The 16207-nt window shown below is 63.7% G+C and carries 26 protein-coding genes and 1 pseudogene; 10 read left to right on the plus strand and 17 right to left on the minus strand.

Annotated features, from left to right (window positions below; all coding sequences use genetic code 11):
• Nucleotides 1-62 precede the first annotated feature (62 nt).
• The 4 genes from hsp14 to hisH all read right to left on the minus strand — a co-directional run bounded on the left by hsp14 (nt 63) and on the right by hisH (nt 2703).
• The gene (hsp14, locus tag ACFQJC_RS14030) at nt 63-509 is read right to left on the minus strand and encodes an archaeal heat shock protein Hsp14 (protein ID WP_390224497.1); all 447 of its coding nucleotides are present in this window, start codon (nt 507-509) and stop codon (nt 63-65) included.
• A 115-nt stretch (nt 510-624) separates the two neighbouring features.
• Nucleotides 625-1032, minus strand: coding sequence for an Hsp20/alpha crystallin family protein (locus ACFQJC_RS14035; RefSeq protein WP_390224499.1), 408 nt, complete (start codon nt 1030-1032; stop codon nt 625-627).
• Nucleotides 1033-1132: 100 nt separating this feature from the next.
• Nucleotides 1133-1951, minus strand: a complete 819-nt coding sequence (gene pheA / locus ACFQJC_RS14040; protein ID WP_390224501.1) for a prephenate dehydratase — start codon at nt 1949-1951, stop codon at nt 1133-1135.
• A 92-nt stretch (nt 1952-2043) separates the two neighbouring features.
• Nucleotides 2044-2703, minus strand: a complete 660-nt coding sequence (hisH, locus tag ACFQJC_RS14045) for an imidazole glycerol phosphate synthase subunit HisH (RefSeq protein WP_390224502.1) — start codon at nt 2701-2703, stop codon at nt 2044-2046.
• Nucleotides 2704-2748: 45 nt separating this feature from the next.
• Between hisH and ACFQJC_RS14050 the strand changes: the two are divergent.
• Both ACFQJC_RS14050 and ACFQJC_RS14055 read left to right on the plus strand, forming a co-directional pair.
• A pseudogene (locus tag ACFQJC_RS14050) lies at nt 2749-2865 on the plus strand (phosphonate ABC transporter, permease protein PhnE); the annotation flags it as partial.
• 65 nt (nt 2866-2930) lie between these two features.
• Entirely contained in the window at nt 2931-3710 is a 780-nt protein-coding gene (locus tag ACFQJC_RS14055) for a DUF6498-containing protein (RefSeq protein ID WP_390224504.1), read from the plus strand.
• Between the two features lie 3 nt (nt 3711-3713).
• Here the strand turns inward: ACFQJC_RS14055 and ACFQJC_RS14060 are convergent, their stop codons facing one another.
• The 3 genes from ACFQJC_RS14060 to ACFQJC_RS14070 are packed head-to-tail and all read right to left on the minus strand — an operon-like array spanning nt 3714 to nt 5159.
• Nucleotides 3714-4310 (minus strand): uracil-DNA glycosylase, encoded by a 597-nt coding sequence (locus tag ACFQJC_RS14060; protein ID WP_390224506.1) that lies wholly within the window; start codon nt 4308-4310, stop codon nt 3714-3716.
• A gap of 24 nt (nt 4311-4334) precedes the next feature.
• A complete protein-coding gene (locus ACFQJC_RS14065; protein ID WP_390224508.1) occupies nt 4335-4979 on the minus strand; it encodes an endonuclease dU in 645 nt (214 codons plus the stop codon).
• Nucleotides 4980-4988: 9 nt separating this feature from the next.
• Nucleotides 4989-5159: a DUF5786 family protein gene (locus ACFQJC_RS14070; RefSeq protein ID WP_390224510.1), complete on the minus strand. Its 171-nt coding sequence runs from the start codon at nt 5157-5159 to the stop codon at nt 4989-4991.
• A gap of 152 nt (nt 5160-5311) precedes the next feature.
• Between ACFQJC_RS14070 and ACFQJC_RS14075 the strand changes: the two genes are divergently transcribed.
• Together ACFQJC_RS14075 and ACFQJC_RS14080 are read left to right on the plus strand one after the other, a co-directional pair.
• Nucleotides 5312-5938, plus strand: coding sequence for an MBL fold metallo-hydrolase (locus ACFQJC_RS14075; protein ID WP_390224512.1), 627 nt, complete (start codon nt 5312-5314; stop codon nt 5936-5938).
• A gap of 1 nt (nt 5939) precedes the next feature.
• The gene (locus tag ACFQJC_RS14080; protein WP_390224513.1) at nt 5940-6308 is read left to right on the plus strand and encodes a hypothetical protein; all 369 of its coding nucleotides are present in this window, start codon (nt 5940-5942) and stop codon (nt 6306-6308) included.
• Nucleotides 6309-6327: 19 nt separating this feature from the next.
• Here ACFQJC_RS14080 and ACFQJC_RS14085 read toward each other — a convergent pair whose 3' ends face one another.
• Entirely contained in the window at nt 6328-6474 is a 147-nt protein-coding gene (locus ACFQJC_RS14085) for a 50S ribosomal protein L40e (protein ID WP_390224515.1), read from the minus strand.
• A 99-nt stretch (nt 6475-6573) separates the two neighbouring features.
• Complete coding sequence (locus ACFQJC_RS14090; RefSeq protein ID WP_390224517.1) at nt 6574-6855, minus strand: thioredoxin family protein; 282 nt, start codon at nt 6853-6855, stop codon at nt 6574-6576.
• Nucleotides 6856-6941: 86 nt separating this feature from the next.
• On the opposite strand from ACFQJC_RS14090, the gene ACFQJC_RS14095 reads away from it, so the two are divergent.
• Genes ACFQJC_RS14095 through hisE form a run of 3 tightly spaced genes read left to right on the plus strand, consistent with a single transcriptional unit; the run spans nt 6942 to nt 8119 of the window.
• Nucleotides 6942-7106 (plus strand): preprotein translocase subunit Sec61beta, encoded by a 165-nt coding sequence (locus ACFQJC_RS14095; protein WP_390224519.1) that lies wholly within the window; start codon nt 6942-6944, stop codon nt 7104-7106.
• A 52-nt stretch (nt 7107-7158) separates the two neighbouring features.
• Nucleotides 7159-7761 carry a pyridoxal 5'-phosphate synthase glutaminase subunit PdxT gene (gene pdxT, locus ACFQJC_RS14100; protein ID WP_390224521.1) on the plus strand — a complete coding sequence of 201 codons (603 nt, stop codon included), beginning with the start codon at nt 7159-7161 and terminating at the stop codon, nt 7759-7761.
• Between the two features lie 55 nt (nt 7762-7816).
• On the plus strand, nt 7817-8119 hold the full coding sequence (hisE, locus tag ACFQJC_RS14105) for a phosphoribosyl-ATP diphosphatase (protein WP_390224523.1): 303 nt from the start codon (nt 7817-7819) through the stop codon (nt 8117-8119).
• A gap of 45 nt (nt 8120-8164) precedes the next feature.
• Here the strand turns inward: hisE and npdG are convergent, their stop codons facing one another.
• Genes npdG through ACFQJC_RS14120 form a run of 3 tightly spaced genes read right to left on the minus strand, consistent with a single transcriptional unit; the run spans nt 8165 to nt 9957 of the window.
• Nucleotides 8165-8833, minus strand: a complete 669-nt coding sequence (npdG, locus tag ACFQJC_RS14110) for an NADPH-dependent F420 reductase (protein ID WP_390224525.1) — start codon at nt 8831-8833, stop codon at nt 8165-8167.
• A 60-nt stretch (nt 8834-8893) separates the two neighbouring features.
• Nucleotides 8894-9103, minus strand: a complete 210-nt coding sequence (locus tag ACFQJC_RS14115) for a DUF7534 family protein (RefSeq protein WP_390224527.1) — start codon at nt 9101-9103, stop codon at nt 8894-8896.
• Nucleotides 9100-9957: a TIGR01548 family HAD-type hydrolase gene (locus ACFQJC_RS14120; RefSeq protein WP_390224529.1), complete on the minus strand. Its 858-nt coding sequence runs from the start codon at nt 9955-9957 to the stop codon at nt 9100-9102. Before ACFQJC_RS14120 ends, ACFQJC_RS14115 begins: the two co-directional genes overlap by 4 nt.
• 127 nt (nt 9958-10084) lie before the next feature.
• Here ACFQJC_RS14120 and ACFQJC_RS14125 point away from each other — a divergent pair, with 127 nt between their 5' ends.
• Nucleotides 10085-10312, plus strand: a complete 228-nt coding sequence (locus tag ACFQJC_RS14125) for a hypothetical protein (RefSeq protein ID WP_390224531.1) — start codon at nt 10085-10087, stop codon at nt 10310-10312.
• Here the strand turns inward: ACFQJC_RS14125 and ACFQJC_RS14130 are convergent.
• Nucleotides 10309-10725 carry a UPF0146 family protein gene (locus ACFQJC_RS14130; RefSeq protein WP_390224532.1) on the minus strand — a complete coding sequence of 139 codons (417 nt, stop codon included), beginning with the start codon at nt 10723-10725 and terminating at the stop codon, nt 10309-10311. The two genes, ACFQJC_RS14125 and ACFQJC_RS14130, sit on opposite strands and share 4 nt — an antisense overlap.
• Before the next feature lie 39 nt (nt 10726-10764).
• On the opposite strand from ACFQJC_RS14130, the gene ACFQJC_RS14135 reads away from it, so the two are divergent.
• Together ACFQJC_RS14135 and rtcA are read left to right on the plus strand one after the other, a co-directional pair.
• The gene (locus tag ACFQJC_RS14135) at nt 10765-11286 is read left to right on the plus strand and encodes an archaemetzincin family Zn-dependent metalloprotease (protein ID WP_390224534.1); all 522 of its coding nucleotides are present in this window, start codon (nt 10765-10767) and stop codon (nt 11284-11286) included.
• A gap of 125 nt (nt 11287-11411) precedes the next feature.
• Entirely contained in the window at nt 11412-12431 is a 1020-nt protein-coding gene (gene rtcA, locus ACFQJC_RS14140) for an RNA 3'-terminal phosphate cyclase (RefSeq protein ID WP_390224536.1), read from the plus strand.
• A 39-nt stretch (nt 12432-12470) separates the two neighbouring features.
• Here the strand turns inward: rtcA and ACFQJC_RS14145 are convergent, their stop codons facing one another.
• From ACFQJC_RS14145 to ACFQJC_RS14160, 4 genes are all read right to left on the minus strand, one after another.
• Nucleotides 12471-12953, minus strand: a complete 483-nt coding sequence (locus tag ACFQJC_RS14145) for a YbhB/YbcL family Raf kinase inhibitor-like protein (protein WP_390224538.1) — start codon at nt 12951-12953, stop codon at nt 12471-12473.
• A gap of 54 nt (nt 12954-13007) precedes the next feature.
• The gene (locus ACFQJC_RS14150) at nt 13008-13865 is read right to left on the minus strand and encodes a VOC family protein (protein ID WP_390224540.1); all 858 of its coding nucleotides are present in this window, start codon (nt 13863-13865) and stop codon (nt 13008-13010) included.
• 112 nt (nt 13866-13977) lie between these two features.
• The gene (locus ACFQJC_RS14155) at nt 13978-15792 is read right to left on the minus strand and encodes a ribosome biogenesis/translation initiation ATPase RLI (RefSeq protein ID WP_390224542.1); all 1815 of its coding nucleotides are present in this window, start codon (nt 15790-15792) and stop codon (nt 13978-13980) included.
• Nucleotides 15793-15794: 2 nt separating this feature from the next.
• Nucleotides 15795-16109 carry an EMC6-like membrane protein gene (locus ACFQJC_RS14160; protein WP_390224544.1) on the minus strand — a complete coding sequence of 105 codons (315 nt, stop codon included), beginning with the start codon at nt 16107-16109 and terminating at the stop codon, nt 15795-15797.
• Nucleotides 16110-16207 lie beyond the last annotated feature (98 nt).

The following is a 16207-nucleotide window of genomic DNA, read 5'->3' on the forward strand; positions in this document are numbered from 1 at the left end:
CCCACGACCCATCATAAATCACTGCAATCCATCACGACGACTCCCGTTCCCACCGAATCCGTTCAGTCGATGTCGATACGGTGCGAGTCGTCCGATTCGGCGTCGAGTTTGGGGAGGGTCACCGAGAGGACGCCGTTGCGGTACGTCGCGCTGGCGTTCTCTTCGTCAACATCGACGGGGAGGCGAACGGTGCGGCGGGCCGATTCCTGGCGGCGCTCGCGGCGGAGGTATTCGCCGTCAGCGTGTTCTTCGGACAGTTCGCGGGAGGCGTCGATGGTCAGCGTGCGGTTGGCGATCGACAGGGAGATGTCTTCTTTCTCGTAGCCCGGGAGGTCGGCCGAGATGACGAGTTCGGCGTCGTGGTCGGCCACGTCGATGTCGATGTCGTGCATCTGCATCGAGGGCATCATGCCCGAGCGGTCGAACTGCCGACCCATCTCTTCGAACTGGCGGGACATTCGTTCGAACATCGATTCGAAATCATCAAAGGGGTTAGTACGTCGCATCATGGGTGTTTCACCGAGAATATAACACGCCGTCTGAGGATATAATCGTTGCCGGAACTGGTATAGCAATTCGCACGCTACAGGTGCGCTCAGACCCGCATTCGACACGTACGAGAAATCAGTTTCTGGTGTACTCGTCGAGGCTCCACTCGGGGTCTACTTTGGGGAGTGTGAGAACGAGGACGCCCCTTCGGAGCAGATAGGTCGCCTCGTCGCTGACGACGGCCGTCGGGAGGCGGACACCCCGAGAGAGGGGTTCACGTCGTCGCTCGCGGAGGACGAAGTTCAGCGATTCGCTGTGAGGATGTCCCTCGGACACGGCCGAGATGTTCACCCCTCGTTCGTTGACGTCGATTTCGATTTCGTCTCGGGTGTACCCCGGGAGGTTGGCGACGAGTTCGAGGTGGTCGCCTCGATCGACGATATCGACCGGGATATCCGTCGCGTGGCCGAGACGGACGTCTCCTAACGACTGGTGAATCCGTTCGAACGGGTCGTCATCGTCGCCAGTAGACGAGTCGTCCATCGTGAGTCGCGGTTCGATACTCGTCGGTAAGTATTCTGTGGCCACACGGACCCCGATTTTCGGGTTAGAAGGACTGAAGCTTCGGGATAAGAGAAATTAGTCAGTAGAGAACGTGTTGGGTGTCGTACGACCCGAGGATGCGTACCCACCCGTTGCGGGCGATGCCTTCGACTTCGTCGAGTGCGCCCTGCATCCGCTCTTCGTAGAGTCCGGCGTCGGCGTCGATGTGGAACAGGTAGTCGCCGAGGCGGTTGCCGCTCGGCCGCGACTCGATACGCGAGAGGTTGATGTCGCGCTCGGCGAACGCTTCGAGCAGTTCGAGCAACAGGCCGGGGTAGTTGGCGTTCGGATAGACGACGAGTGAGGTCTTTCCGCCGGCGTCCGAGCGCGCAGATTCGGGGGCGACGACGAGGAATCGCGTCGCGTTCGACGAGCGGTCTTGGATGTCTTCGGCGATGATTTGGAGGTCGTCCCCGTCCGAACCGGTCGCGTTGTCTGGGTGGCCGATACCGGCGATAGCGGGGTCGGCGCGGGCGCGCTCGACACCGCGTGCCGTGCTTGCGACCGCTTCGAGTTTCACGGATGGGTAGTTCTCTTCGAGGTAGGTTCGGCACTGCGCGAGCGCCTGCGAGTGGCTGGCGACGACGTCGAAGTCGGGACCCTGTGCGAGGAGGGCGTGACGAATCGGGGTGACGATTTCCTTGGTGACGCTCACTTCTGAGTTGGCGAGGGCGTCGAGACTCTCGGTGACGCTCCCTTCGATACTGTTCTCGATGGGGACGACCCCACGGTCGAACGACCCGTCCGCGACGGCTTCGACGATAGCCGAGACCGACTCTCTGAACTCCACCTCGTCGGCGACCGCACGGGCGGCGCGATGTGAGTACGTTCCGGCGGGACCGAGCGTGACAACCTGCATAGCACTTCCTTCACTCAGCGCCGACAAAAGGCCGTCGGGGGCGGCAGACGATGACGCGAGCGCGGCGCGCTCGGAGAGAGTCGAGAAACGAACTACCGAGTCGCGCAGAATTCGACGAAGTTGCGCAGAATCGTCAGTCCGGTCTCGCCGGACTTCTCGGGGTGGAACTGCGTGCCGAAAATCGTCCCGTCCTCGTTGGCGACGACGGCGGGGAACTCGACGCCGTAGTCGGAGGTTGCGACGATGGCGTCTTCGTCGTCGGGCTTCGCATAGTAGGAGTGGACGAAGTAGGCGAATTCCCCATCGACACCCTCGACGATTGGGTGGTCGCGCCTCACCGAGAGTTCGTTCCAGCCCATGTGCGGCACCTTCTGGCCCTCGGCGAATCTGACGTTGTCGCCGGGGATGAAATCCAGTCCTTCGACTTCACCCTCGCCGGCGTGGTCGGCCTCCTCGGAGGAGGTAAGGAGCATCTGCATCCCGAGACAGATGCCGAAAATTGGCGTGCCGTCCGCGGCGGCATCTGCGAGGGCATCACGGAACGGACCGGCGTTCTCCATACCTTCGGAGAAGGCACCGACGCCGGGAAGGACGATGCCGTCCGCGTCGGCGAAGTCGGCCGTGTCGTCCGAAATCGTCACGTTCGCGCCGGCGCGTTCGAGGCCGCGCATCGCGCTCCGGAGGTTTCCAAGCCCGTAATCGACGATGACCACGTCGGCGAGGGTCTCCTCGGGTGGCTTCGATGTACTCATACCACATCCTTCGTGGGGAGCACAAAGTGAGTTTCCGTCTCGGCGATAGCCCCCATCCTTCAGACCCAGTGGGGTCTGTTCAAGTACACGAACACGATGGCGACCATCCTCGTCATCTTCCTGCTCGTCGTCGAGCACGCGGTCGTCAGCCAGCGCGCCCGATGTGGGAGTAACCCGACAGTCTCGCGCGGCAACGCTTTTTCTCGGCCGGGTGCGATACGACTCACATGCAGTGGTCACCACGAACGTCGTCGCCGATTGCACTCTTCGCGTTGGTGGCCGCGAACCTCGTTCCCCTCGCTGGCGTCCTCTGGTTCGGCTGGAGTCTCAAAGCCCTGCTCGTCGTCTATTGGCTCGAAAGCGGCGTGATTGGCCTGCTCAACGTTCCGAAGATTCTGCTCGCCAGCGGCACCGAGAGCGGGACGTTCGGGTCGAACGTCTCGCTGACCATCAACGGCCAACAGGTCGATGTTTCGCCGCCGGAGAACCCGCGAGAGGGAGTACAGTTCTACCTCTCGAACGTCCCAATCGCTGGCTTCTTCGCCATGCACTACGGCATCTTCTGGGTCGTCCACGGCGTCTTCGTCTGGTCGTTCGACCAGTTCGCCGGTGGGTCGACCGGCGGCGTCCCGCTCGTCTCTGTCCTCCTCGCCGCGGGCATCACACTCGTCACGCACGGGGGGTCGCTCCTCACGAACTTCGTCGGCCGCGAGGAGTATCGCCACATCTCGCCGGGCGGGCAGATGTCCGAACCCTACAAGCGCGTCATCGTCCTCCACCTGACGATTCTCGGCGGGGCCTTTCTCGTCGCAAGTGCGGGGACGCCCGCGGCGGCGCTGGTCGTGATGGTCGTCGTGAAATCGGTACTCGACATCGCGTCTCACGTACGCGAGCACACGCGTGCGAAGAGACGAGACGAACGTGCGAAGAAGCGAGGCGAACCTCCAGAAGCCGACCGGAGCGACGACGGCGTCGGCTCCGAACCCGACTCGGAGTTCGCGCTCTAACGCTCAGAAGTCGCCGAGGCTGGCCTGCCCGTTCGACGAGTCGGCGAGTCCGGAGAGGTCCGCCGCGCGAGCAATCGTCTCGAAGAAGCCTTCGCGCTGACTCCGGTCGTAAAGGGTCGCCGCGGGGTGCACAGAGAGCAGGACGCGATGCGACCGCTCGCCGAGTCGCACGTCCACGACCGAGCCGGACTCGGAGGTGATAGCGACGCTTCGGTCGAGAAGGTTCTGCGACGGCACCTTCCCGAGCGTCACGATGAGTTCCGGTTCGACGAGTTCGAGTTCGCGCGCGAGGTAGCCGCGGCAGTTCGAGAGTTCCTCGCTCGTCGGGTCGCGGTTCTCGGGGGGACGACACCGAACGCAGTTGGTGATGCGAACGTCGGGGCGGGCGAGTCCGGCATCGCGGAGCGCGTCGTCGAGGACACTCCCAGAGCGGCCGACGAAGGGTTCGCCGCCTTCGTCTTCCTTCGCGCCGGGTGCCTCCCCGAGAAACAGCAAGTCGGCGTCGTCGGGACCGACGCCGTTGACGATGCGACTTCGTGACTCTACGAGCGCAGGACATCGCTCGCAGTCGGTCACGCAGAGGCCCTCCATGTGTTCCATGCGTGGGAAGAAGACGGCGGACGCTTAATTCCCACCGAACTGGTGTGCCGCGCGAGCGGCCATGCGCGCCACGCGGAGTGGTTCGGGTCGCCCACCCTCGGGCGTGAAGGCACGAACGACGCGAGCGGCCGTGTCGTCGTCGCATCCCACTGCACGGACGAACACCTCCTCGCCATCGACTTCGAGTCGCTGGCGGGGAGGCGCGTCGCGGTAGCGTTCGAGTCGCCAGTCGAGCGCTGGGCCGGAGAACTGTTCGGTCAGCACGGCTTCCAATCCGTCGCTCGCCTCGAACGAGACGGAGATGACTGGTCGATTGGTCTCGGCCGCGACGCGGTGTAGGTCCACGACGTTGAACCACGCGGGGGCGATACCCGAGACGAGGACGTAGCGGACGTCTTCGCGGTCCAGTTCTCGCCAGAGTCTACAGAGGGCGTCGGTGGCGTCGTCGCCGCCGACGGTCCAACGGTCGAACGAGAGTCCATCGACGACCCGGTCGGCGCGGACGACGGCGCCGCAGACGGTGCTCTGTTGGGCGTCACCACTGTCGGTCTGTGTCGCGTCGTCACTGGCAGCATCGCGGGTCGAAAGAATAGAGCTGTCTGTCGATTCCGCGTGCTCGGTTCCGCCGTAGGATTCAGCGATTCCGAGCGCGCGAGTGCCGGGTTTCACTCCCCGCGTTCACTCCTCTTTCATCTCTTCGAGGCGGTCGAGTAACTCGTCGTTCGAGGCCCCGATTTCGAAGTCAACCGTTCCTTCGTGCTCCGATTCGCTGGTGTTCACGCCCTCGTCTTCGTCGAAATCGACGTCGTTAGAACTCTGCTCTGATTCGTCGTAGCTCCCAAATCCCATACGTGTGTATACGAGATTGAGCGGGAAAAGTGATTTGCCGTGTGGCCGTCGCGGTGAGGTGGAGGGCCGCCGGCGTGTGCGGTGCGCACCCGACGGTCGGTCGTGAATGTCCGGTGCCCACGGCTTTTTTTCATCGGGCGCGTACAGGGAGTATGGAAATTATTCCTGTGACGGCAGACGCCGAGGTGTTCACCTGTAACGCCTATCTCGTCCTCGGCGACCGGGTCATCCTCGTCGATGCCGGCGCGATGGACGGCGTCGAATCGGTGGTCGCAGACCACACCGACCACCTCGACGCAGTCGTCATCACCCACCAGCACTCGGACCACATCGCCCGACTCGATTCGGTCGTCGAGCGGTTCGACCCCGAAGTGTACGCCTACGGCGACCACCCGCTCCGAACCCACAATCTCGACGACGGCGACGAGGTCCAGATGGGCGACGAGACGTTCGAAGTCGTCTACACCCCCGGCCACGCCGCCGACCACGTCGCGCTCGTCAGCGACCGCGTGCTCTTCTCGGGCGACGTCATCGTCTACAACGACGGCGCGTACGACGACGGCAGTTTCGGGCGGACAGACATGTCCGGCCAGTCGCGCGAGCGACTCATCCAGAGCCTCGAAACGCTCCTCGAACGACTCCCCGAGAACGTCGAAGCACTGTACGCCGGCCACGGCGACGTGTTCACGAACGAAGCAAAGGGCGACAGCGTCCGCGACGTCATCGAGCGAGCGCTCCGTCGGGCGAAAGAGCGCAAACCGAAGTATCCGGAGGGGTGAGATGGCGACGAACGGGACCGTCCGCCAACCACTCACCCGCCTCGATTACGTCGGCGTCCTCCTCGCGGGGGTGACAGGGCTGATTCACCTCGTCCTCGGGGCCGCGGCGCTCGCGTCGAATCTCGCCGACCCGCTGGCTATCGCCTTTATCGGCGCGGCGGCGGGGTTCGCGGCCGGCATCGTCGCCGTCCTTCGCGGGAGTGAGCGAGCGCGACGCCTCGCTATCGGTCTCGGAATCCCGTTCGTCCTCGGCCAAATTCTCCTCTATCTCGTGTTGAACTGGCCGAACGTCTTCGGTATCGGCGGCGTCGTGGACAAAATCGTACAGATTGCACTGCTGGCGGTACTCGTCGGGTTGTATCGGCAGTAAGAAGGAAAAGACAGACCAGTTAGGCCGCGCGGCGTTCCTTCGACTTGGGTCGAAGGTGCTTGTAGCCGCACTTGCGGCAGCTCTTTGCCTTCTTCGAGTTTCGCGCGTTGCAGCGCATGCAGATCTGCTTCTCCAGCGTCCGCTTCGTCGCAGCGTCGTTAGCCATACACAACAGTCCCTACCACGTTCCTATAACGCTTGCGAGACGGAGCGCTGTGGCTCTGGGCGCTGGTCTCGAAGGATGTGTAACGAAGTCGTCGAACGCTTAGGCGCCAGCCTGCTTCAGTGCGGATTCGATATCCTCACGCTGCGTGACGCCCACGAAGCGGTCAACGATACCGTCGTCGTTCTCGATGATGAGCGTCGGAAGCGACCGAACCTGGTACTGGTTGGCCACGTCCTGCTCGTCGTCTACGTCTACCTTCTCGAACTCGACGGCCTCGAAGTCGGCTTCGAGTTCGTCGAGAATCGGGTCTTGCGTTTTGCACGGTCCACACCAGTCCGCATAGAAGTCGAGGAGTCGAACAGTCATGGTATCCCGCCGCATCTTGCTTGCCTCGGTGCATAAGGATTACTCACCGTCGCTCGCACCGAGCCGAAACGTTTAGGCAGGGCACGTACAGAGGGTGAGACATGAGCAAAGGCCAGAACAGCGGCGGCCTGATGTCGAGTGCCGGTCTCGTTCGGTACTTCGACGCCGAGGACCGCAACGCGATTCGTCTCGACCCGAAAGCCATCGTCGCCGCGGGAACCCTCTTCGGCATCGGCATCCTGGTGCTGAACGCCCTCGCGTTCTAACGACAGAAACCCGAACGGACGCTTTTTGTTCTCGCGTTTCCGAGTCCAATCTATGACCACGTTACGCGCCGGTGTCATCGCCGTTCAGGGCGACGTCTCCGAGCACGCCGCCGCTATCGAACACGCCGCGGCGGCACACGGTGTCGCGGCCGATATCGTCGAAATCCGTCAGTCCGGACTCGTCACCGACTGCGACGTGCTGTTGATGCCCGGCGGGGAGTCCACGACTATCTCCCGACTCCTCGCGCGCGAGGGCATCGACGAGGAAATCGAGGCCCACGTCGAAGCCGGTAAACCAATTCTCGCCACCTGTGCCGGTCTCATCGTCGCCTCCCGGGACGCCAAAGACGAGCGCGTCCAGACGCTCGACCTGCTCGACGTGACGGTTGACCGCAACGCCTTCGGCCGGCAGGTCGATAGCTTCGAAGCCCCGCTCGACGTCGAGGGGCTGGACTCGCCCTTCCCCGCCGTGTTCATCCGCGCGCCCCTCATCGACGAGGTTGGCGACGGCGTAGAAATCCTCGCCGAGTGGGACGGCAACCCCGTCGCCGTCCGCGATGGTCCCATCATCGGGACCTCGTTCCACCCCGAACTGACGCCCGATAGCCGCCTTCACGACCTCGCGTTCTTCGAGGAGTTGGCGGTCGAAGCCTGACGAAGCCTGAGTCGAATTCCACGCGTATTTAGTTCTCACCCCGCAACTCGCGGGTATGGACGCCGACACGCCGACCGACGAGGTGCTCGACGAACTCTTTTCGACTATCGAGTCTCGCAAGGCCGAGTTGCCGGAGGACTCCTACACGACGTCGCTCTTCACTCACGAGAAAGGCGAGAACTACGTCCTCGAAAAACTCGGCGAGGAGACGACCGAGACGATTCTCGCGGCGAAAGACGACGACATCGACGAACTGCGCTACGAGAGCGCCGACCTCGTCTATCACCTGCTGGTGTTGCTGTCGATGAAAGACGTGTCGCTCGACGAACTGCGAGAAGAGCTGAAAAGTCGGTTCTGAACTGACCAGAACCGGCCTGCACCGGCCCGAGTCGGGTTCTTCGGTCTACTGAAACCGCACGCCGAGGTCGTTCAGTCCCTTGTTGTTGTGGGCGACGTTGATGAGCAACGGCGTGAGCGCCTCGATTTCGCTGGCGTTCGCCAGTCCACCGGCGTCGAGCGGGCGGAGTCCCTCGATACCGTCCGCGAGGAGTCGAACCGTCTCTTTCGCGTCGTCGTCGTCAGCGATGAGCAGCGTGTCGATATCGAGGTCCGAATCGAGGTCGGCGAGTCGGGCCGCAGGGAGGTTGTGGAACGCGCCGACGACCGGAACGCCCTCTGGTGCGGCGTCGGTGACGAGGGCCGTGACGCTTCCCGCTTTGGGCGCGTGGTAGTGGAAGCCGTCGTCGTCGCGCTTGATGCCCACCGCGGGCGTGACGAGCACGTCGCCTTCCGAGAGCGAACCCGAGACCGATTCGATGGTGTCGGCGACGTGGTACGGCGGCACCGAGAGGACGACGACGCTCGCGCGGTCGGCGGCCATCTCGTTGGTGAAGCCGTTTATCTTCACGTCGCGGCCGCGACTCGACAGTTCGGTCTCGTACTCGTCGGCCTTCTCGCGCGCCTTTTCGGGGTCGCGGGAGCCGATGATGACCTCGTGGTCCGTGTCGTAGGCCCAGCGCAGAGCGAGTCCTTCGCCGATGTCGCCGGTGCCGCCGAGAAGTGCAATTCGCATACGTCGTAGAGGGGACGGGGTGTGCTAAAGAATTACGCGACCGGACGGTTCTGCCTGTGTCTATTCCTCGTCCGACTCCACCGCACCCTGCAACCGCGCGAACCCGTCTCGGTACACCAACCACCACGCGATGACCGGCGCGGTGAGCAGCGCCGGCGCGATGAGAAACACCTGACTCGCCGCGTCCGGCGGGAGGACGAGCGACCCGACGGCGACGATGATTGCGTCGAACGCGAGCAACGTCATCACGAAGACGCGGAAGTCGCTCATCGGTCGAGGAGTTGCGGTAATTCGTTCACGTCCTCGATGACCGCCGAGGCACCGATTTCCGAGAACTTCTGTCGGCCGTCGTCACCCGTGAGGCCGCCGGAGAGGACGCCCACGCCGTAGTAGACCCGCGAGTCGTCCGCGGCCTCGGCGTTGAGCGCCGTCTTCACGTCGTCGAGGGTGTCGCCGACGAAGATGATTTGTTCCGAACCGAGGCGTTCGGCGACGGTCACGAGCGCCTTCGGGTGCGGTTTGCCGTGGTCCCAGTCGTCCATCGTGAATCGGTGGTCGCCGTCGAGTTCGACGCCCGCGCGTTCGAGCGCGATGTCGGCCTCGGCGGCGGGGCGGCCGGTGACGACGCCGACGTTGTAGTCGGCGAGGAAGTCGAGCGTCTCCTGCTGGAGAATCACGGGTTCGTCGTGGATGTAGCCCGAAGCATCGAACGGCGGTTCGCGGCCTTCGAGTTCGACGAAGAGGTCAGAGCCAAGGTAGAGCGCCTGAAACACGTCGCGCAACTCGTCGGGGTTCCACTGGTCGAAGACCACACTGGGGTCGGCCAGTTCGGCCTCGACGACCGCTTTCGCGGCCTCCAACCCGCCGCCGGCCTCGTGAATCGCGTCGGTGAATTCGGCGATGGAAAGCTCGGTCTGTCGGGAGAGGAGGACGTACAGCGCGGCCGCGTAGGTGAGTTCCCAGTCGTTGTTGAACCCGCCAGCGTTCTTGAACAGTTGGACGTCCTCGCGGCCGATGGTCTCGCCGTGGAGTCGCGTGACCGATTCGATTATCGCCCGCCGGTAGGAGTCGGCCACGTCGAGTAGCACGCCGTCGATATCGAGGACGACAGTGTCCGCGTTCATACGAGATGCGAGGGGCGGAGCGAAAAGTGCCTTACTCTTTTTTAGCGCTGTTGAGTCCCTCTCAAGGAACCAACGGCCGTGTCGATGTGTGCACCAGAATCAACTGGTTCCGACGAGGAAGTTCTGTATGGCCCGCGACAGGAGCTTCGGGAGTTTTCTCGAAGAGGTTGCGATGCGACTCGGCGCGGCAGTCGTCGTCGTGGGTGTCTTCTTCGGCGTGAGCTATCTCTCCCGCGCCGACGTACTCGGACTCTCGCCGATTCTCGGGACGCAGAGTGCGTTCTTCGCCGCGGCGCTGTTCGGAGTCGCCGTCGTCGCCGCGGGTTGGATTTCTGTGCAGCAGTTAAGGAGTTAGCTTCGTCCGGACAGCTCCTCTGCGACGTAGAGCGTGTCGCCGTCGAGCGAGATGCGTCGGACCGGAATTGACGGTTCGTCGTAGCCGAGCGTGGTGAAGTAAAACTCGGCACCCGCGCGGCGCGCGATGGACGCGACGGGGCGATGGAGTTCGATGGGAAGGTTCAACGCGTAGACGACATCGACGCCCGCGTACGGGCCGAGGCCGGCGGCGTCCGCGCGCGAAAACACGTCGTCGATGACCAGTCGAACGCCGTCCGGGACCGGAAACTCGCGGACATCGACCGCGGTCACCTCGACGCCGCGGGCGGCGACTGACTCGGCGACATCGGGATTGCGGCCGATGCCGACTTCGAGCACTCGCTCGTAATCGGCTAACTGCGCGGCGATGGCGTCTCGAAGCGAATTTCTCACGGCGGGATATTTATCACCGGCCACCGCTTAACGCCTGCTATGCTTGTCGATATCGTACCTATCGGAGACATTCCCGCCCGGGTGAAGCGGGAGGCCTCCGCGGGGCTTCGGTCCGTCTACGACTGCGACGTGACCGTCCACGCGAATCAGGCCATTCCCGAGGGTGCGTTTGACCGAAGTCGAAACCAATACCGGGCCGAGCAGTTCATCGAACTGGCGAGCCGAGTCGGCCGCGGCGAGAAGAACATCGGAATCACCGCGAAAGACCTCTACTACCGCCGACGCAACTACGTCTTCGGGCTCGCGTATCTCAACGGCAACGGCTCTGTCATCTCGACGTACCGCCTCCAGACCTCCTCCGACGGTGGCATCACGACCAAACCCGCCGACGAGGTGTTCTCCGACCGCGTTCGCAAGGAAGTCGTCCACGAAATCGGCCACACGTTCGGGCTGGAACACTGCGACAACAGCAAGTGCGTCATGTCCTTCTCGCCGACCGTCCGCGAGGTAGACGTGAAAGAAGAGAACCTCTGCGGCACGTGTAGCCGGTTGATTCACTGACGACCGTCGCCGAACCCACACTTCGCCGAACCCCGCTCGTTTTTCCGCTCGGTTCGCCATCGTTCACGCATGCCTCTCCAGCCGACTCGTTCGCCGACGATACCACACGCTCACCGAGTCGGCCGATGATTCGAATCGACGGGTCCGACGGCGGCGGCCAACTCCTTCGAACCGCACTGGCGCTCTCGGTCGTGACCGGTGAGGCGTTCGAGATGACCTCGATTCGCGCCTCGCGGCCGACTCCGGGCCTGAAACCCCAGCACCTCGCCTGTGTTTCGGTCGCAGAAGCCGTCTCCGAGGCCAGCGTCGAAGGCGCGAAAGAAGGCTCATCGAAGCTCCGGTTCTCCCCGACGACGGTTCGCTCCGAGCCAATCCACGTCGATGTCGGCACCGCCGGCAGTACGACGCTCGTCTGTGAGACCGTCCTTCCGGTCGCCGTCGCCCTCGACGACCCGCTCGAACTCACCGTCACCGGCGGCACCGACGTTCGGTGGTCGCCGCCCGTCGATTACCTTCGGTACGTCAAACGACCGCTCTGTTCGGCCTTCGGCGTCGAGTTCGACCTCGACGTGCGACGACGTGGCTTCTACCCCGCAGGCGGCGGCCGGGTTGTGATGACGATTCACCCCGCCGACCCGACGGGGCTGGCGTTCGATTCGGCACGAGACCCGATTTCAGCGCTCGACTGTTACTCGGTCGCCAGTGAGTCGCTTCGGTCGGGAAACGTCGCTCATCGACAAATCGAGGGCGTGAAGAACGCGCTGGCCGAGACCGATGTCGAGGTACCGCTCATGTCGTCTGCGACCTACGCCGAGAGCACATCATCGGGAACGGTCGTCGTCCTCGTCGCCCGCGCTGGCGAGTCGGTCGTGGGATTCAACGCCTACGGCGAGAAGGGCATGCCAGCCGAGCGAGTCGGCGCGCAGGCGGTCGGACAGTTCCGCGACTGGGCGGCGAGCGACGTACCCCTCGACCGGTACATGGCCGACCAACTGCTCGTCTGGGTCGCACTGGCTGGCGGGGGGATTTCGGTCCCAGTGGTGACGAATCACGTGCGGACGAACATCGATGTGATTCGCGCGTTCGGGTTCGACGTGAGACTGCGTGAGAGGGCGACGGGAGCGGTCGTCGAGCGCGTCGAGTAGGAAGAATGTGTACGGGGAGAAATGTGGACGAGAAGTACGCTACGGCGCGTACGTCCCGGTGAGTCGCGCCTCGTCGATGACGTGACCCTCTATCTGCCGTTCGAGGTGCGCCTTCGTCGCACCCGGTTCGAGCGGGAGTTTTCTATCGACCGCGTAGAGGACGAATTGGTAGGTGTGCTCGCCGTCCGGCGGGTTCGGGCCGTCGTAGCCGCGCGTTCCGTAGCTGTTCGTCCCTTCGTCGGCCTCGGAAGGGGTGGTCCCTTCTGGAATCTCGCTGGTCGCTGGGTCGATGTTCCAGACGACCCAGTGGTCCCACACCTGCCCGGCGGGTTCCATCGCGTCGGGGTCGTCCACCACCAGCGCCAGCGACGCCGCTTCGGTCGGGACGCCACTCCATTCGAGCGGCGGGCTGATGTTCCGCTCCGTGTAGCCGTGCTTTCGTGGAATCTCGCTCCCATCGTCGAACGCCGGACTCCGCAGCGTGAGTCCGACCGACGCGTCGCTCCCTGCGTCTGAGTTCATACACAGAGATTCGACGACCAGCGACAAAACGGTTCGTTCGGGCGATGTGACCGGTTAGTCGGCCTGAATCAGCCGAACTTCGATACCATCGGGGTCCGTGACAACGGCCGCCTCCTCCGACGTGCGCACGTCGAATCCAGCGTTGCCGAGTGCGTCGCTCACGACATCGAGAGCGTCCGCGTCGGGGACGACGACTTCGAACCACTCGATGCCGCGGCCGTCTGTGACTCCCGTTCGACGGTCGTTCCAGCGATTCAGGCCGACGTGGTGGTGATAGTCGCCAGCGGCGACGAACGCCGCGCTCGGATAGGTGTCGTTGCGGAGGTTCATGCCCAACGCCTCGGTGTAGAATTCGACCGACTGCGAGAGGTCGGTGACTTCGAGGTGGACGTGCCCGAGGTCGGTCCCCGCCGGAAGCGAGTCGTCGCCTGCGGCTTCGTCGAGCACGTCGTCGAGCGCGAGCGGCAAGGTGTCCATCGCAACCGTTCCGTCGTCGTTGTGCGGCCACTCGGATTTCGCGCGGTCCCAGTAGACTTCGATGCCGTTTCCTTCCGGGTCGCGGAGGTAGAGCGCCTCGCTCACGAGGTGGTCCGACGCGCCCGAGAGTTGCGCCCCGTCGCGGATACGCCGGAGTGCGTCACCGAGCGCCGCGCGGGTCGGGACGCGAATTGCGAGGTGGAAGAGTCCCGCTTCGTCGCGGGCGCGAGGCGGGGCATCCGGAGCCTCGTCGAGGACGACGACTGGATTGTGTCCCGCCGAGAGGGTTGCTCGTGAGTCGGTTCGTTCGACTTCGAACCCGAGTACGTCGCGGTAGAAGGGAACCAGCGTGTCGAGCGAACCGACGCGAAGGGCGATTCGGCCGAGGTGTGAGGCGGCGGGGAGCACACCGGTCTCGGATGAGGTATCTGACATACTCACTCTTCGCGGTGGACGTACAAAGCGACCCTCGTAACACGGGTGTAACGTGGTGAGAGTGGTGAAAAGGTGGAAACTGAGAAGGTGAACGGACGGAAACGCGGGTCGGTCAGTTCGCGTAGTAGTACTCGCCGGAGCGCTTCTGCTCGCGGTCGAGTTGCGAGTCGGGCTTGTTGATGCGCGGGCGCTGGGTGCGCTCGTCGCGGCGGAACGTGATGTCGAGGTCCGACAGGAAGTCGTTCATGCCGTCGCGCATCTCCTGTGGCTTCGTGGCGTGGCCCTCGATGGAGGGTTGGCCGTCGAAGACCATCAGGCGGTCGGCGAGCAGATCCATCATGTAGATGTCGTGGTCGATGACCATGACCGTCGCGTCGTGGTTCTCGGCGTAGCGGCGAATCGCGGAGGTGGCCTGCACGCGCTGTTCGACGTCGAGGTGAGCAGACGGTTCGTCCAGCAGGTAGAGGTCGGCGTCCTGCGAGAGACACGCCGCGATGGCGACGCGCTGGCGCTCGCCGCCGGAGAGGTCGGTGAGGTTGCGCTCCATGATGCGGTTGAGTTGCAGCGGGTTCGCCACCTCGGTGTTCCAGTACGACGAGCCGAACTGGTCCGTGATAGACGACAGGAACGCATCGACGCGCATCGGCTGGTCGATTTCGACGTACTGCGGCTTGTAGGAGATGTCGAGCGCGAAGTCGAGTTCGCCCTCGTCCGGCTCCAGTGCACCCGTGAACATCTTCGCCAGCGTGGACTTACCAATCCCGTTCGGGCCGACGATACCGAGCACTTCACCGTTGTAGATGGTCCCGGCATCGACGTCGAGCGAGAACTCGCCTTCGCCGTAGGACTTGGACATATCGGGGTACTCGATGAGGGGTTCGGCCTTCGTGGTCTCGCGCGGGGCGTGTTCCTCGAAGGTAATCGCCTCGGGGCGAATCCGCATGTTCTCGTTCGAGAGGTAGCCCTTCAGGTACTCGTTGATGCCGTTGCGGACCGACTTGGGGTCAGTGATGACACCGTACGCCCCGGGTTCACCGTAGGCGACGTGGAGCGTGTCGGCGAGCAAGTCGAGGATTGCGAGGTCGTGTTCGACCACGAGCACGGCGCGGTCCTCGTCCTCGGCGAGTTCGCGGATGAGACGCGCCGCGGTGACGCGCTGGCCGATGTCGAGGTAGGGCGAAATCTCGTCGAGGAAGTAGAAGTCGCGGTCGCGGGCGAGCGTCGCGGCGAGCGCGACGCGCTGGAGTTCGCCGCCGGAGAGCGTGTCGATGTCGTTGTCCACGACGGGGCCGATATCGAGGCGGTCGATGTACTCGTCGAGCGCGCCTCGCTCGTCGGTCGCCTCTAGGAGTTCGCGGGCTTTGCCGTCGAACTGCTTGGGAATCTGGTCCACGTACTGGGGTTTGCGTGCGACCGACACCTCGCCCTCTCGAAGCCGCGAGATGTAGTTCTGCAGTTCGGTCCCGCGGAAGCGGTCGAGGACCGCCTCCCACGACGGTTCGTCGTCGTAGTTGCCGAGGTTGGGGACCATCTCGCCGGCGAGGCCGTGGACGGCGGTCGTTTTACCGATTCCGTTGGGACCGAGGATACCCGTCACCGAACCGGGTTCGGGCACCGGCAGGCCGTACAGCGCGAAGGCGTTTTCGCCGTAGCGGTGGGTCGGCTCTTCGTCGAGTTCGGACGGGAGGTTGATGATTTCGATGGCGTCGAACGGGCACTTCTCGACGCAGATACCGCAGGTCTCTCCGAGACAGATTTCCTCGGAGATGCGGACCTGGTCGGGACCGCCCTGTTCGGCGTCTTCGCCACGGAGCGTGATGCACTCCTTGCCCGTCCGGTTGGGCGGACAGAAGTTCGAACACTCGTAGCTACATCGGTCCGGCGAACACCGGTCGAGATCGACGACGGCGATACTGTGGTCTGCCATGGTTAGAGCTGAACACCCGAGGTGAGCAGGATGGCGAACGAGATGAACCAGAGCGAGAACGTCATGAAGACGATGTACAGGTAGTCTTTCACACCGAACCCGTTCACGTCGATGCCGAGGACGCGAAGTACGGGGAACTGTGCGAGCACGAACGCCCCGAGGACGCCCACAGCCACGTTGTTCGTCGCGGCGGCGGCAGTTGTCCCCACCAGCACACCGGAGACCATCGCGGCGGCCACACCGGCGAGACAGGCGAGTGTTGTAACCGTCACTCCCCGAATGTGCTTGGAGAGACCGGTCTGCGTTTCCGTAGCCATGTGTTCCACTGCGATATCGGGCATGAAAAGGCGTTCGTTCCTGCCGTCCCGCAGGCGATATAGCGTTGTCGGCTAGTCGCCGCCAAGAAGATTTAAGC

Origin of the sequence: Haloferax namakaokahaiae, from assembly GCF_042663225.1 — an archaeon.
Lineage (GTDB): Archaea > Halobacteriota > Halobacteria > Halobacteriales > Haloferacaceae > Haloferax > Haloferax namakaokahaiae.

What these genes read in the sequence shown, in the direction of transcription:
- ACFQJC_RS14145 (WP_390224538.1), bottom strand. Translation starts at nt 12,953, where the DNA reads ATGAACTCAGACGCAGGGAGCGACGCGTCGGTCGGACTCACGCTGCGG.
- ACFQJC_RS14055 (WP_390224504.1), top strand. Translation starts at nt 2,931, where the DNA reads ATGCAGTGGTCACCACGAACGTCGTCGCCGATTGCACTCTTCGCGTTG.
- ACFQJC_RS14075 (WP_390224512.1), top strand. Translation starts at nt 5,312, where the DNA reads ATGGAAATTATTCCTGTGACGGCAGACGCCGAGGTGTTCACCTGTAAC.
- ACFQJC_RS14035 (WP_390224499.1), bottom strand. Translation starts at nt 1,032, where the DNA reads ATGGACGACTCGTCTACTGGCGACGATGACGACCCGTTCGAACGGATT.
- pdxT (WP_390224521.1), top strand. Translation starts at nt 7,159, where the DNA reads ATGACCACGTTACGCGCCGGTGTCATCGCCGTTCAGGGCGACGTCTCC.
- ACFQJC_RS14085 (WP_390224515.1), bottom strand. Translation starts at nt 6,474, where the DNA reads ATGGCTAACGACGCTGCGACGAAGCGGACGCTGGAGAAGCAGATCTGC.
- ACFQJC_RS14150 (WP_390224540.1), bottom strand. Translation starts at nt 13,865, where the DNA reads ATGTCAGATACCTCATCCGAGACCGGTGTGCTCCCCGCCGCCTCACAC.
- ACFQJC_RS14080 (WP_390224513.1), top strand. Translation starts at nt 5,940, where the DNA reads ATGGCGACGAACGGGACCGTCCGCCAACCACTCACCCGCCTCGATTAC.
- ACFQJC_RS14160 (WP_390224544.1), bottom strand. Translation starts at nt 16,109, where the DNA reads ATGGCTACGGAAACGCAGACCGGTCTCTCCAAGCACATTCGGGGAGTG.
- ACFQJC_RS14135 (WP_390224534.1), top strand. Translation starts at nt 10,765, where the DNA reads ATGCTTGTCGATATCGTACCTATCGGAGACATTCCCGCCCGGGTGAAG.
- ACFQJC_RS14125 (WP_390224531.1), top strand. Translation starts at nt 10,085, where the DNA reads ATGGCCCGCGACAGGAGCTTCGGGAGTTTTCTCGAAGAGGTTGCGATG.
- hisH (WP_390224502.1), bottom strand. Translation starts at nt 2,703, where the DNA reads ATGAGTACATCGAAGCCACCCGAGGAGACCCTCGCCGACGTGGTCATC.
- hisE (WP_390224523.1), top strand. Translation starts at nt 7,817, where the DNA reads ATGGACGCCGACACGCCGACCGACGAGGTGCTCGACGAACTCTTTTCG.
- rtcA (WP_390224536.1), top strand. Translation starts at nt 11,412, where the DNA reads ATGATTCGAATCGACGGGTCCGACGGCGGCGGCCAACTCCTTCGAACC.
- npdG (WP_390224525.1), bottom strand. Translation starts at nt 8,833, where the DNA reads ATGCGAATTGCACTTCTCGGCGGCACCGGCGACATCGGCGAAGGACTC.
- ACFQJC_RS14120 (WP_390224529.1), bottom strand. Translation starts at nt 9,957, where the DNA reads ATGAACGCGGACACTGTCGTCCTCGATATCGACGGCGTGCTACTCGAC.
- ACFQJC_RS14060 (WP_390224506.1), bottom strand. Translation starts at nt 4,310, where the DNA reads ATGGAACACATGGAGGGCCTCTGCGTGACCGACTGCGAGCGATGTCCT.
- ACFQJC_RS14070 (WP_390224510.1), bottom strand. Translation starts at nt 5,159, where the DNA reads ATGGGATTTGGGAGCTACGACGAATCAGAGCAGAGTTCTAACGACGTC.
- ACFQJC_RS14090 (WP_390224517.1), bottom strand. Translation starts at nt 6,855, where the DNA reads ATGCGGCGGGATACCATGACTGTTCGACTCCTCGACTTCTATGCGGAC.
- pheA (WP_390224501.1), bottom strand. Translation starts at nt 1,951, where the DNA reads ATGCAGGTTGTCACGCTCGGTCCCGCCGGAACGTACTCACATCGCGCC.
- hsp14 (WP_390224497.1), bottom strand. Translation starts at nt 509, where the DNA reads ATGATGCGACGTACTAACCCCTTTGATGATTTCGAATCGATGTTCGAA.
- ACFQJC_RS14095 (WP_390224519.1), top strand. Translation starts at nt 6,942, where the DNA reads ATGAGCAAAGGCCAGAACAGCGGCGGCCTGATGTCGAGTGCCGGTCTC.
- ACFQJC_RS14155 (WP_390224542.1), bottom strand. Translation starts at nt 15,792, where the DNA reads ATGGCAGACCACAGTATCGCCGTCGTCGATCTCGACCGGTGTTCGCCG.
- ACFQJC_RS14115 (WP_390224527.1), bottom strand. Translation starts at nt 9,103, where the DNA reads ATGAGCGACTTCCGCGTCTTCGTGATGACGTTGCTCGCGTTCGACGCA.